This window comes from Aeromonas jandaei (assembly GCF_037890695.1).
GTDB classification, from domain to species: Bacteria; Pseudomonadota; Gammaproteobacteria; order Enterobacterales; family Aeromonadaceae; genus Aeromonas; species Aeromonas jandaei.
Genome location: NZ_CP149571.1, coordinates 1,066,522 through 1,079,493, shown reverse-complemented (window position 1 = coordinate 1,079,493; position 12,972 = coordinate 1,066,522). Strand labels below are relative to the sequence as shown.

The following is a 12,972-nucleotide window of genomic DNA, read 5'->3' as shown; positions in this document are numbered from 1 at the left end:
TAAAAACGCCAGCAATTGTTACCAAGTGTTGCTGTGCGCTTGAATAAAAACTCGCTATTCAGCTACTTTCGAAAATATATCGAGCGATATAGATATCTGTGCCGTGCATATTTCCAGTGAAAATCGGCAATACCGGTTTTCATCGCCATTTGATCTCTTGCGACATTAAGACTGGAGTCGTATGAAAAAATTTCTGCCATTCTCGAAACCCGCCATGGGTGAGGCCGAGATCAACGCCGTCAGCGAGGTTCTGCAATCAGGGTGGATCACCACAGGCCCGAAAAATCATGAGCTGGAGCAGCGTTTCTGCGAGACCTTTGGCTGCCAGCATGCAGTGGCGCTCTGCTCCGCAACGGCCGGTATGCATGTCACCCTGATGGCACTGGGGATTGGCCCGGGTGACGAGGTGATCACCCCCTCCCAGACCTGGGTCTCCACCATCAACATCATCACCCTGCTGGGGGCCACCCCCGTCTTTGTCGATGTGGACAGGGATACCCTGATGGTCAGCGCCGGGCAGATAGCGCCGCTCATCACCCCCAACACCCGGGCTATCATCCCGGTTCACTACGCCGGGGCGCCGGTCGACCTCGACCCTATCCTCGCCCTGGGTCGTCAGCACGATATTCCGGTCATCGAAGATGCCGCCCATGCGGTCGGCACCCGCTATCGCGCCCGCTGGATCGGCGAGACCGGCACCGCCATCTTCTCCTTCCACGCCATCAAGAACCTCACCTGTGCCGAAGGGGGCATGCTGGTGACCGATGACAAAGCGCTGGCCGACAAGGTGCGGATGCTGAAATTCCACGGGCTGGGGGTCGATGCCTTCGACCGGATGACGCTGGGCCGCAAGCCGCAGGCAGAGGTGATCATGCCGGGCTTCAAGTACAACCTGGCCGACATCAACGCCGCCATCGCACTGGTACAGCTGGCCCGCCTGCCCGAGCTCAACGCCCGGCGCGCCATCCTGGTTGCACGCTATCGTGAGCTGCTGGAGGGATTGCCGTTCGAACCGCTCGCCATTCCTGATTATGCCCATCTGCACGCCTGGCACCTCTTCATGGTGCGGGTCGATCCGGCCCGTTGCGGCCTCGATCGCGATCAGCTGATGCAGGCACTGCAGGAGCGCGGCATCGGCACCGGCCTGCACTTCAAGGCGGCCCATACCCAGAAGTACTACCGGGAGCGCTACCCGACGCTCTCGCTGCCCAATACCGAGTGGAACTCGTCACGGCTCTGCACCCTCCCCCTCTTCCCCGACATGACGCTCTCCGACGTGGATCGGGTCGTGGCAGCCCTGACCGACATACTGGAGTAACGACACGTGAACCATAACGATATCAAGCGGGTATCCGTCATCATCCCCGTCTACAACGAGGAGGAGAGCCTGCCCGAGCTGCTGCGGCGCGTCACCGAATCCTGCGAGCAGCTGAGTCAGGATTACGAGGTGATCCTGATCGACGATGGCAGCCGCGACCGCTCCGCCACCATCATCAGCGAGGCAGCGGCCCGCGAAGGGAGCAAGCTGGTTGCTGTGCTGCTCAACCGCAACTATGGCCAGCATGCCGCCATCATGGCCGGTTTCGAGACCGCCAAAGGGGATCTGGTGATCACCCTGGATGCCGACCTGCAGAACCCGCCGGAAGAGATCCCGCGGCTGGTCGCCACCGCCATGGAAGGGTATGACGTGGTCGGCACCATCCGCCGCAACCGGCAGGACTCATGGTTTCGCAAGACAGCCTCGCGCTTTATCAACAAGTCGGTACAGCGGGCGACCGGCGTCCAGATGAGCGACTACGGCTGCATGCTGCGCGCCTATCGTCGCCACATCATCGACGCCATGCTCTGTTGTCAGGAGCGCAGCACCTTCATCCCCATTCTGGCCAACAGCTTTGCCCGCCGCACCACCGAGCTGGAGGTGGGCCACGCCGAGCGCGCCCACGGCGAATCCAAATATGGCCTGATGCATCTCATCAACCTGATGTACGACCTGGTCACCTGCATGACCACGGCCCCGCTGCGCCTGCTCAGCATCGTTGGCAGCGTGGTGGCGGGGATCGGCTTCACCTTCTCGATCCTGCTGATCCTGCTGCGCCTGCTGATGGGCGCCGACTGGGCAGCAGACGGCGTCTTCACCCTGTTTGCCATTCTCTTCACCTTTGTCGGCGTGCAGCTGATCGGGATGGGGCTGCTGGGTGAGTACATCGGCCGCATGTATACCGATGTGCGCGCTCGCCCCCGCTACTTCATTCACCAAATCGTTCGCTCCACCCCGGATGCTTCGCAACAGGAAACTCAATCATGAAAGTTGTCGTCTTTGCCTATCACGATATCGGCTGCACCGGTATCGAGTCCCTGCTTCAGGCCGGCTATCAGATCCAGGCAGTCTTTACCCACGCCGACGATCCGGGCGAGAACCGCTTCTTCGACTCGGTCGCCCAGCTCTGTGCCGAGCACGACCTGCCGGTCTTCTCCCCCGAAGACGTGAACCATCCGCTCTGGATTGAGCACATTCGCGAGCTGGCCCCCGAGGCCATCTTCTCCTTCTACTACCGCAACATGCTCAAGCAGGAGATCCTCGATATCCCGACCGTCGGGGCCTTCAACCTGCACGGCTCCCTGCTGCCCGCCTATCGCGGCCGCGCCCCCATCAACTGGTGTCTGGTCAACGGCGAGACCGAGACCGGCATCACCCTGCACCGGATGACGACCAAACCCGATGCCGGCGATATCGTCGCCCAGCAGGCGGTGACCATTGCCGACGACGACACGGCGCTGACCCTGCATGGCAAGGTACGCCAAGCTGCCCATGCCCTGCTGGAAGGTGAACTGGTCAAACTCAAGCGCAGGGAGAGCCGCTTCACCCCGCAGGACGAGAGCAAGGCGAGCTACTATGGCCGCCGCACCCCGGCCGATGGCGAGCTGCACTGGCACCGCCCGGCCCGCGAGCTCAACAATCTGGTACGCGCCGTCACCCAGCCCTATCCGGGGGCCTTCAGCTTTGCCGGCGATCGCAAGCTGACGGTCTGGAAGGCGCGGCCGCTGGCGCTCCAGAGTAACCAGCAGCCGGGCACCATTCTCTCCCATGACCCGCTGCGCGTGGCCTGTGGTGAAGGAGTGCTGGAGATCCTGGCCGGTCAGGCCGAAGGGGGGCTCTATGTGCGCGGCGCCCAGCTGGCCCGCGAACTGGGGCTGGTCGAAGGAATGAAGATCGGCGCCAAGGCGAGCAATGCCCTGCACAAGGCACGCCTGACCCGGGTGCTGATCCTCGGCGTCAACGGCTTTATCGGCAACCACCTCACCGAGCGTCTGCTCAAGGATGGCGGCTACGAAGTGTATGGTCTCGACATCGGCTCCAGCGCGGTGGACCGTTTCATCGGTCACCCCAACTTCCACTTCGTGGAGGGGGACATCAGCATTCATACCGAGTGGATCGAGTATCACATCAAGAAGTGCGACGTGATCCTGCCGCTGGTAGCCATCGCCACCCCCATCGAGTACACCCGCAACCCGCTGCGGGTGTTCGAGCTCGATTTCGAGGAGAACCTCAAGATCGTCCGCTACTGCGTCAAGTACCACAAGCGCATCATCTTCCCCTCCACCTCCGAGGTGTACGGGATGTGTGACGATCACAGCTTCGACGAGGATGAATCCCGCCTCATCGTCGGCCCCATCAACAAGCAGCGCTGGATCTACTCCGTCTCCAAGCAGCTGCTGGATCGGGTCATCTGGGCCTACGGCAAGAAAGAGGGGCTCAACTTCACCCTGTTCCGTCCCTTCAACTGGATGGGGCCGCGCCTCGACAGTCTGGACTCTGCCCGCATCGGCAGCTCCCGCGCCATCACCCAGCTCATTCTCAATCTGGTGGACGGTACCCCGATCCAGCTGGTGGATGGCGGCGCCCAGAAGCGCTGCTTCACCGATATCGAGGATGGCATCGAAGCCCTGTTCCGCATCGTCGAGAACAAGGGCGATCGCTGCAACGGCCAGATCATCAACATCGGCAACCCGGATAACGAGGCGAGCATTCGCGAGATGGCAGAGGTGCTGCTCGCCAAGTTCGATGCCCACCCGCTGCGCGACCACTTCCCGCCGTTCGCCGGTTTCAAGCTGGTGGAGAGCAAGTCCTTCTACGGCGACGGCTATCAGGATGTCTCCCACCGTCGTCCGAGCATCCGCAATGCCCGCAAGCTGATCGACTGGGAACCGACCATCGAGATGGAAGAGACCATCGGCAAGACGCTGGACTTCTTCCTGCAAGGGGCGGTCACCACAGGAGTCGAGCATGACTGAAGTGGGTCTGCGGATCGACGTCGATACCTTCAGGGGGCCCGTGACGGGGTGCCCCGCCTGCTGCAGTTGCTCGACCGGCATCAGGTGAAGGGGAGTTTCTTCTTCTCGGTCGGTCCCGACAACATGGGGCGCCACCTGTGGCGCCTGCTCAAGCCCCGCTTCATGCTCAAGATGCTGCGTTCCAATGCAGCATCTCTGTATGGGCTCGATATCCTGCTGGCCGGCACCGCCTGGCCCGGCAAGCCTATCGGCAGAGAGCTGGGCTCCCTGATGCGCGACACCGACAGCGCCCGTCACGAGGTGGGGCTGCACGCCTGGGATCACCACGGCTGGCAGGCCAACACCGGTCGCTGGGACGAGGCCGAGCTGATCCGCCAGACCCGGCTCGGAGTCGATGCCCTGAACGACATTCTGGGGCGCGAAGTGGATTGCTCCGCCGCCGCCGGCTGGCGGGCCGATCCGCTCACCACCCAAGCCAAGGAGCAGTTCGGCTTTCGCTACAACAGCGACTGCCGCGGCTGCGGCCTGTTCCGCCCCATTCTGGAGGATGGGCGGCCCGGCACCCCGCAGATCCCGGTCAACCTGCCCACCTTTGACGAGGTGGTGGGGCATCAGGTGACGGTCGACGGTTTCAACCACTTCCTGCTGGATCAGCTGACCGCGACACCGCAACCGGGCCCCCATGTCTACACCATCCACGCCGAGGTGGAGGGGATCGTCATGGCGGAGCAGTTCGATGCCCTGCTCGGCGAGGCCAAAGCGCGTGGCATCCGCTTCGTCCCCCTTGGCGAGCTGCTCCCGCCCGACCCGACTCAACTACCGACCGGTCACCTGCTGCGCGGCACCCTGCCGGGGCGCGAAGGGTGGCTCGGCTGCAAGGCAGCCCCATGAACCAGCTCACCAGATTGCAACCGAGGATCTCATGAAGATGACCCGATGGGCTCTGCCCCTTTTCTTTCTGCTCTTTTACCTGCTGCCGCTCAACCAGCGGATGCTGTGGAGCCCGGACGAAAACCGTTACGCCGAAATCAGCCGGGAGATGGTCACCACGGGTGACTGGGTGGTGCCCCACTTCCTCGGCCTGCGCTACTTCGAGAAACCCATCGCCGGTTACTGGTTCAACAGCCTCAGCCAGCTGATGTTTGGCGAGAGCAATTTTGCCGTCCGCTTCGCCTCGGCAGCCTCGACCGGGCTGAGCGCACTGCTGGTCTTCTGGTTTACCCTCCAGCTCTGGCAGTGCCGGCGCAAGGCGTGGTTCGCCAGCCTCATCTATCTCTCGACCCTGATTGTCTACGGCATCGGCACCTACAGCGTACTGGATGCCATGGTGACCCTCTGGCTCAACGCCGCCATGGTGAGCTTTTACCTCATCCGGCAGGAGGGGCCGCCCGGCCGCAGGATGGCGGGCTATCTGCTGTTTGGTCTCGCCTGTGGCATGGGCTTCCTCACCAAGGGGTTCATCGCGCTGGCGGTACCGGTGATCGTGCTGGTCCCATATATGCTGACCCAAGGACGCCTGCTCGAACTGGTGCGCTTCGGGCCGCTGGCCATCCTGAGCGCCGCCCTGCTGGCCGCCCCCTGGGCCATCGCCATTCATCAGCGAGAGCCGGACTTCTGGCACTACTTCTTCTGGATTGAGCACATCCAGCGCTTCGCCTCGGAAGATGCCCAGCACAAGTCCCCCTTCTGGTACTACCTGCCGATGGGGCTGCTCGGCACCCTGCCCTGGCTGGGGCTGCTGCCGGGCGCACTGAAGCAGGGGTGGCAGGAGCGCAAGATCGGCCCGCAGACTCTCTATCTGCTGGCCTGGCTGGCACTGCCCTTTATCTTCTTCAGCATCGCCAAGGGCAAGCTGCTCACCTATATCCTGCCCTGCTTCGCCCCGCTGGCCATCCTGCTCGCCAACAGCGCGGTCAATGCCCTCAGGGAGAGTCGCGCTCAGCCATTTCGCCTCAACGCCTGGATCAACGGCCTGTTCGGTCTCATATGCGTAGGGGTGCTGGCGGTACTGGCCTTCTCGCCCCAACATGCGGTCTACGGCCGCTACGAGATGGGCAAGCTGGCCATTGCCATGGCGATCTTCGCCAGCTGGTCGCTGCTCGGCTTTATCCAGCTGGTGGCTCCCGTCCGCAGCTGGCAGCTGAGCGCCCTCTGCCCCATGGTGCTGGCCGTAGCCCTGCCGCTGGCACTGCCGTTATCGCTGGTGGACTCCAAACTGCCGGAGCACTTCATCAAGGCCAACCGGGAGATCCTGATGGAATCCCACACCCTGCTGGCCAACGAGGTGGGCACCGCCTCCTCCATCGCCTGGGAGACCAAGCGCAGCGAGGTCAACCTGTTCGACAGCATGGGCGAGCTGAGATATGGCCTTGGCTATCCGCAGGGCAAGGGGCGCTATGTCACGCAGGAGGAGTTCCCGAACTGGCTGGCACAGGCTCGCCAGGAGGGGCAGGTCGCCCTGCTGCTGCGCACCGACGATGACGAGCAGATCGCCGCGCTGCCCCCGGCAGACAAGACCATCAGCAGCCACCGTTTCACCCTGCTCGTCTATCACGGGAATCGCTGATGGATATCCTGCTCCTCCTGCTGGTCAGCCTCCTCACCAGTGCGGGCCAGATGCTGCAAAAGCAGGCGGTCATCAGCTGGCAACGCGCACCGCACGACCACTGGCAGAAGCTCGCCTCACCCTGGCTGCTGGGGAGCATTGCAGCCCTTGGCAGCGGCATGCTGCTCTGGATCTATCTGCTGCAGCGGCTGCCGCTGAGCATGGCCTACCCCATGCTCAGCCTCAATCTGGTGCTGGTGCTGCTCGGCTCGCGCCTCTTTTTCCGCGAACCGGTGAGCAGCCGCAACTGGCTGGGGGCTGCCGCCATCATTGTCGGCGCCCTGCTGCTGGGAGGTCTGCTATGAAGGGTTATCTCTACGTACTGGGCAGCATAGTACTGGTGACAGTGGCGCAGCTCTGCATGAAGTGGGGGGCGATAAGCCTACCTGCGTGGCAGGCCGAGCCCGCCGTGATGCTGGCTCACCCCCTGCCGCTCCTCACCATCGCCATCGGCATCCTCTGCTACGGGCTGTCGCTGCTCTGCTGGCTGGCGGCGCTGCACTCGACGCCACTCAATATCGCCTACCCGCTGCTCAGCACCAGTTACGGGCTGGTCTATCTGCTGGCGGTGAGCATGCCGGCCTTTGCCGAGCCGCTGGTGGCGAGCAAGGCGGCAGGCGTTGCGCTTATCTTCTTCGGCGCCGTGCTGGTCGGCAGCAAACCGGCGACAGGCAAGCCGGAGCGGCAAGATCCCCCTGCTAATCCCTGAGGCAGCTTTAAGCAAAAAGAAGAGGCGGCACCTTGTGCCGCCTCTTCTCATTTTCCGCCTGACCAGCGCCTGTTACTTCGCGACGTTGCCCGCCACGTTCAGGGCATCCCAGGTGCGGGAGAAGGGCGGCGCGTAGGCAAAGTCCAGCATGCCGAGCTGCTCGGTGGTCACCCCCATGGTGATGGCAACCGCCAGCGCGTCGATGCGGTGTACCGCCCCCTTGCGACCGAGGATCTGGCCGCCCAGCAGCCGCTTGCTGCCCGCCTCGTAGACCAGCTTGACGTGAATGTCGGACTGACCCGGGCAGTAGTTGGTGTGGCACTTGTCCTTGATCACCACGGTGCGATAGTCGATCCCCATCGCCCTGGCCTCCTGCTCGGAGAGGCCGGTACGGCCCGCCTCCAGCCCCAGCACCTTGAGTGCGGCGGAACCCAGAGTGCCCGGGAACTCCTGCTCGGCACCGGCCAGGTTTTCACCCACCATGCGCCCCAGCTTGTTGGCGATGGTGGCGAGTGGCACATAGACCTGCTGCTGCTTCACGGCGTGCCAGACGCTGGCACAGTCGCCGGCCGACCAGACGTTGGCCAGCGAGCTGCGCCCTTGGCGATCCACCTTGATGGCGCCGTTGCCGAGCCGCTCGATGCCGGTATCGGCCAGAAACTCGGTGTTGGGCTTGACCCCGGTACAGACCACCACGATATCTGCCTCGTACTCACCCTGGCTGGTACGCACGCCGGTCACCCGGCCATCCCCCAGCAGCGCTTCAACCCGCTCACCCAGATGGAGGGAGACTCCCTGCTCGCGCAGTTCGGTTTCGATATGCTGGGTGAGCTCGCCATCAAACGCATCGGGAATAACCCGATCCGCCAGCTCGATGAGACGCACCTCTTTGCCCTGATGCACCAGCGCCTCGACCACCTCCAGCCCGATAAAGCCGGAGCCGATCACCACGGCACGGCGATTGTTCTTGTCTTGTACCGCCGCCTTCAGCGCCAGTCCGTCGGCCATCCGGCGCAGACCGAATACCCCTTGCTGCTGCAAGCCGGGGATGGGTGGCATCACTTCGCGGGCGCCGGTGGCGATCATCAGCCGATCGTAGCGCTCGGTGAAGGTGTCGCCGTTGTGCTCGACAGTCAGCGTCTGCGCGGCAGTATCCAGACTCAGCACCCGGTGGCCAATCTTGACATCGATCCCCTTGGCGGCGAACTGCTCCGGGGTGAACTCGGCCATGTAGCCGGGCTCCTGAAACTCGTCGCCGACGAAGTAGGGCAAGCCGCAGGCGCCGAAGGAGATCACCTCGGATGCTTCATACACCACGATCTCGGCCTCTTTGGCCAGTCGACGCGCCTTGGCGGCCGCACTCATACCGGCGGCTTCGCCACCGATGATCACGATTCTCATAGTTGCTCCTGTCAATGACGCAGGGAGGGCATGCCCTCCCTGTGGTTGATGGCGGGAAGGTTGCCCCTCCCGCAGCGGATCAGATGGTGGACTCTTCGCCGTCCAGACTCACTTCGTGATCGCTGTTGAATACGTTCATGTCGGTCTCCCCCAGCAGACGGCTGGTGACCGTGCCCGCGGTGATGGAGCCGGAGACGTTGAGCGCGGTACGGCCCATGTCGATCAGTGGCTCGATGGAGATGAGCAGACCGGCCAGCGCCACCGGGAAGTCCAGCGCGGAGAGCACGATCAGCGCGGCAAAGGTGGCGCCGCCGCCAATCCCTGCCACCCCGAAGGAGCTGACGGTAATGATGGCGATCAGGGTCATGATGAAGCTCGGGTTCATCGGGTTGACCCCGACAGTCGGTGCAATCATCACAGCCAGCATGGCCGGATAGATACCGGCACAACCGTTCTGGCCGATGGTGGAACCGAAAGAGGCGGCGAAGTTGGCGATCCCCTCCGGAATACCCAGCGACTTGGTCTGGGTCTGCACGTTCATCGGGATGGAGCCCGCACTGGTACGGGAGGTGAAGGCAAAGGCCAGCACCGGCGTGATCTTCTTGAGGAAGCGAGCCGGGTTGATGCCGACCATGCCGACCAGCAGCAGGTGCACGGCGAACATGATGGCAATCGCGCCGTAAGAGGCCATCACGAAGCTGAGCAGATTGATGATGTCAGCGTAGTTGGAACCGGATACCACCTTGGTCATCAGGGCCAGCACACCGAACGGGGTCAGGCGCAGCACCAGGGTCACCATCCGCATCACGATGGCGTGGGCCACGGCGATGAAATGGCTGAAGCTGGCGAAGATCTCCGGCTTCTTGCGAGCAATGCCGGTAGCCGACAGACCGATGAAGATGGAGAAGATCACCACGGCGATGGTGGAGGTCTTGCGACCGCCGGTCATGTCGAGGAAGGGGTTGGCCGGAATGAACTCCAGTACCATCTTGGCAAAGGACATGCTCTCGACGCTGCCGAGGGTGCTCTGCAGCGCAGCACCACGAGCGCTTTCCGCAGCACCGGCAGTGAGCCCTTCCGCAGTCAGACCAAACAGGTTGGACATCAGGATGCCAGCCCCGGCGGCGATGGCGGTGGTGAAGATCAGCACGCCGATGGTCATGGCGCTGATCTTGCCAAGGGCGGTACCGCCGTTGAGCTTGAGAATGGCGCTGATGATGGAGACCATGATCAGCGGGATGATGATCATCTGCAGCAGCTTCACATAGCCGCTGCCGACGATATCGAGATAGTCGATGGTCTGGCCAATCACCGCAGACCCCGCTCCGTAGAGCAGCTGCAGAGCGGCCCCGAACAGGATACCCAGCCCCAGACCGGCAAACACCCGGCGGGTGAAGCTCACATGTTTTTGCTGCAACCGATAGAGGAAGAACAGCAAGAAGGCCGCAATGGCCAGATTACCGATAACGCTAAGTGTCATGAGATGACCCCCCAAAAAGCGGGCAATGCCCGGGAAACAAGAGCAAGCACGACGCATGCCCTGGCAACCGTGTCGGACGGCCTGACCCGTCACGACATAAACAAGGGGGTCTGAGCCCCCTTTGTTTCTACAAACTTATGGCTTCTGCTGTTTCGCTCGCATGATGTTGATGATCTCGATATCCGTATCCAGCATCCCCTCTTTGGAGAGGCGGCCCAGATTGGCGATGGTCTGGTTCACATCGTCGGAGACGATCCCCTCACTCTGGGGCACATGCAGGTTGTTGATGGCCATCAGCGAGGATTTCACCGCCGCCGAGGTGGAGGTAGAGACCTTCATGGAGCAGGCGCTGCCGGCGCCGTCACAGATGATGCCGGAGACATCGCCAATCATGTTGTTGATGCAGTGGCTGATCTGCTCGAACTGGCCACCCAGCAGCCAGGTGATGGCCGCACCGGAGCCCATGGCGGCGGTGCTGGCGGCGCAGAGGGCCGACAGCTTGTTCTGATAAGTCTTGATGTAGATGGCCACCAGATGGCTCATCACCAGCGCCCGGGTCAGCTGCTCGTCGCTCGCCTTGAGGAAGCGGGCGGCAGCGACCACCGGCATGGTGGCGGCAATGCCCTGATTGCCGGAGCCGGAGTTGGACATGGCGGGCAGCATGGCACCATCCATCCGCGCATCGGAAGCAGCGGAGGAGAGGCGCATCGCCAGCGTCATCAGGTCATCGGAGAGCAGCTTGCGCTCCACCTGCTCGGTGAGGATCTTGCCGATGCGCAGGCCATATCCCTGCAGCCCTTCGTCCGCCAGCGCCTGATTCATGGTGGCCGCCTCCCGGATGAAGTCGATCTCCGCCAGCGGTACCTGCAGGGCAAAATCGACGATCTCGCGCAGGGTCATGGCAGGCTTGCTGGAAGGAGCAGCCTGGATCTGCACACCGGGTGCGTTGTCCTGCTGCATCAGCACCTCGCCATCCTTCTCCATCAGGATGATGCGGGTGTGGTCGGTGCAGATCACCACCCGGGCGCTGTGACCATCCACCTCGGCCAGCACCTCGGCGTAGAGCACGTCCGGCACATCCTTCACGTCCACCTTGATGGCGGGCAGCAGCGCCTTGGCGGCTTCCACCTGCTCTGAAGTGAGAGTCTTGAGCACCTCCAGCCCGGCATCGGGATTGCCCCCTGTGATGCCGACCGCAGCGGCCACCGGCAGACCGATCATGCCGGTGCCCGGCACCCCGACCCCCATGCCGTTCTTGAACAGGTTGCCGCTGACCCAGACACTGATACGGGTCGGATCCTGCCCCAGCAGCTTGCGGCAGTTGGCCGCAGCCAGGGCGACCGACATCGGCTCGGTGCAGCCAAGGGCCGGCACCACTTCACGCTTGAGCAGGGTAATAAAGTCGGTCCATTGTGCTTTCATCTGTGCAATCTCATCTTGGTGGCGCAATGCCTGTCATCGCCACAGGCAACAGCATGGCAAAAAAGGGTGACCCGGGGTCAGCATCAATTCGGGGCGCGCCGCAACGGCGTCGCGAGAGAGGTAGCCGCCTGATGGCAGCTCCATGCAAATCAACTAGATTTGATTCTAATATCAATAAAATCAAATTAAGTTGCGCAATATCGCTTTTTTCAGCGCCATTATGCCCGTCTTTTAACAAAGTGCGACAAATTGTGAGGCAACGCACAGAGGGCGGGCCCGCCTAGAGGTGATAGCGGGCCAGCAGCTGCTTGTAGGCGGGGGTCTGCTTGAACTGTTTCAGGGCGGCAGAGAAACGGATAGCCAGCTGATCGTGGCCGGGTTTGTGGGTAAATCCGAGAAAGTTGCGGCTATCGTCAGTCAACATATAGGAGCCGTGGCTCACCTGATCCTGCAGCCCCTGGGTGTGCAACAGATAGCGCCCGACCAGCTCGTTGAGCACCACCCCGTCCAGCCTGCCCGCCATCATCAGGTGGAGCTGCTTGACGGCATTCCCCTCTCCCGTCATCGGCACCCGGATCACCCCGGTATCGGTCAGAAAGGATTTGCTGTAGGCATAGTCGGCCTGAATGCCGACCCGCAACCCCTTGAGGTCGGCCAGCCGGGCAACGTGGAGCGGGCGATCCACCGGATAGAAGAGTACCTCGCCACTGTAGGAGAGCGGTTCTTCGGGATAGTGGAGCCAGCTCTTGCGGGCCTCGACATAGAAGATATCGATCACCGCATCTCCTTCGCGCAGCATCGCCTGCTGCAATACCCGCTTCCAGGGGAGCACCCTGATTTCGGTGCGATAGCCAAGCTGCTGCAGCACGGCACAAGCCAGATCGAGATCGGCCCCCACCAGTCGACCACCCTCATCACGCATCACGTAGGGCGGCCACAGCTCGGTCAGCAGCGTCAGGGTCGGCGGTTTGTCCGCCGCAGCCGCCAAACCGGCACCAAGCAGGGAGGCCAGCAACCAACCGTAACACCCGATCCTTCGCCAACCCTGACACCACATCATGG

10 protein-coding genes and 1 pseudogene are annotated in these 12,972 nt (G+C 62.6%); 7 read left to right on the top strand and 4 right to left on the bottom strand.

The window, feature by feature from the left end; genetic code table 11:
• The first annotated feature begins 181 nt into the window (after positions 1 to 181).
• From arnB to arnF, 7 genes and pseudogenes are all read left to right on the top strand, one after another.
• Positions 182 to 1,318, top strand: a complete 1,137-nt coding sequence (arnB, locus tag WE862_RS05245; protein WP_042031884.1) for a UDP-4-amino-4-deoxy-L-arabinose aminotransferase — start codon at positions 182 to 184, stop codon at positions 1,316 to 1,318.
• Between the two features lie 6 nt (positions 1,319 to 1,324).
• A complete protein-coding gene (arnC, locus tag WE862_RS05240) occupies positions 1,325 to 2,305 on the top strand; it encodes an undecaprenyl-phosphate 4-deoxy-4-formamido-L-arabinose transferase (RefSeq protein WP_042031885.1) in 981 nt (326 codons plus the stop codon).
• Positions 2,302 to 4,293, top strand: a complete 1,992-nt coding sequence (gene arnA, locus WE862_RS05235) for a bifunctional UDP-4-amino-4-deoxy-L-arabinose formyltransferase/UDP-glucuronic acid oxidase ArnA (RefSeq protein WP_042031887.1) — start codon at positions 2,302 to 2,304, stop codon at positions 4,291 to 4,293. The genes arnC and arnA overlap by 4 nt, the downstream gene beginning before the upstream one ends.
• A pseudogene (gene arnD / locus WE862_RS05230) lies at positions 4,286 to 5,184 on the top strand (4-deoxy-4-formamido-L-arabinose-phosphoundecaprenol deformylase). Before arnA ends, arnD begins: the two are co-directional and overlap by 8 nt.
• A 31-nt stretch (positions 5,185 to 5,215) precedes the next feature.
• On the top strand, positions 5,216 to 6,859 hold the full coding sequence (gene arnT, locus WE862_RS05225) for a lipid IV(A) 4-amino-4-deoxy-L-arabinosyltransferase (protein WP_042031889.1): 1,644 nt from the start codon (positions 5,216 to 5,218) through the stop codon (positions 6,857 to 6,859).
• Positions 6,859 to 7,203 (top strand): EamA family transporter, encoded by a 345-nt coding sequence (locus WE862_RS05220; protein ID WP_042031890.1) that lies wholly within the window; start codon positions 6,859 to 6,861, stop codon positions 7,201 to 7,203. The genes arnT and WE862_RS05220 overlap by 1 nt, the downstream gene beginning before the upstream one ends.
• Entirely contained in the window at positions 7,200 to 7,607 is a 408-nt protein-coding gene (gene arnF / locus WE862_RS05215) for a 4-amino-4-deoxy-L-arabinose-phosphoundecaprenol flippase subunit ArnF (protein ID WP_042031891.1), read from the top strand. Before WE862_RS05220 ends, arnF begins: the two co-directional genes overlap by 4 nt.
• Before the next feature lie 72 nt (positions 7,608 to 7,679).
• On the opposite strand, the gene WE862_RS05210 is transcribed toward arnF, so the two are convergent.
• The 4 genes from WE862_RS05210 to WE862_RS05195 form a co-directional block, all read right to left on the bottom strand.
• Complete coding sequence (locus WE862_RS05210; protein ID WP_042031892.1) at positions 7,680 to 9,008, bottom strand: CoA-disulfide reductase; 1,329 nt, start codon at positions 9,006 to 9,008, stop codon at positions 7,680 to 7,682.
• 79 nt (positions 9,009 to 9,087) lie between these two features.
• Positions 9,088 to 10,488, bottom strand: a complete 1,401-nt coding sequence (locus WE862_RS05205; RefSeq protein ID WP_339058709.1) for an L-cystine transporter — start codon at positions 10,486 to 10,488, stop codon at positions 9,088 to 9,090.
• Positions 10,489 to 10,623: 135 nt separating this feature from the next.
• The gene (locus WE862_RS05200; RefSeq protein WP_339058708.1) at positions 10,624 to 11,910 is read right to left on the bottom strand and encodes a serine dehydratase subunit alpha family protein; all 1,287 of its coding nucleotides are present in this window, start codon (positions 11,908 to 11,910) and stop codon (positions 10,624 to 10,626) included.
• 280 nt (positions 11,911 to 12,190) lie between these two features.
• Complete coding sequence (locus WE862_RS05195) at positions 12,191 to 12,970, bottom strand: substrate-binding periplasmic protein (RefSeq protein ID WP_042031896.1); 780 nt, start codon at positions 12,968 to 12,970, stop codon at positions 12,191 to 12,193.
• Between the last annotated feature and the right edge of the window lie 2 nt (positions 12,971 to 12,972).

Excerpts from the sequence above, each read along its gene's own strand:
- arnB (WP_042031884.1), top strand. The coding sequence starts at position 182 with ATGAAAAAATTTCTGCCATTCTCGAAACCCGCCATGGGTGAGGCCGAG.
- arnA (WP_042031887.1), top strand. The coding sequence starts at position 2,302 with ATGAAAGTTGTCGTCTTTGCCTATCACGATATCGGCTGCACCGGTATC.
- arnT (WP_042031889.1), top strand. The coding sequence starts at position 5,216 with ATGAAGATGACCCGATGGGCTCTGCCCCTTTTCTTTCTGCTCTTTTAC.
- WE862_RS05220 (WP_042031890.1), top strand. The coding sequence starts at position 6,859 with ATGGATATCCTGCTCCTCCTGCTGGTCAGCCTCCTCACCAGTGCGGGC.
- arnF (WP_042031891.1), top strand. The coding sequence starts at position 7,200 with ATGAAGGGTTATCTCTACGTACTGGGCAGCATAGTACTGGTGACAGTG.
- WE862_RS05210 (WP_042031892.1), bottom strand. The coding sequence starts at position 9,008 with ATGAGAATCGTGATCATCGGTGGCGAAGCCGCCGGTATGAGTGCGGCC.
- WE862_RS05205 (WP_339058709.1), bottom strand. The coding sequence starts at position 10,488 with ATGACACTTAGCGTTATCGGTAATCTGGCCATTGCGGCCTTCTTGCTG.
- WE862_RS05200 (WP_339058708.1), bottom strand. The coding sequence starts at position 11,910 with ATGAAAGCACAATGGACCGACTTTATTACCCTGCTCAAGCGTGAAGTG.
- WE862_RS05195 (WP_042031896.1), bottom strand. The coding sequence starts at position 12,970 with ATGATGTGGTGTCAGGGTTGGCGAAGGATCGGGTGTTACGGTTGGTTG.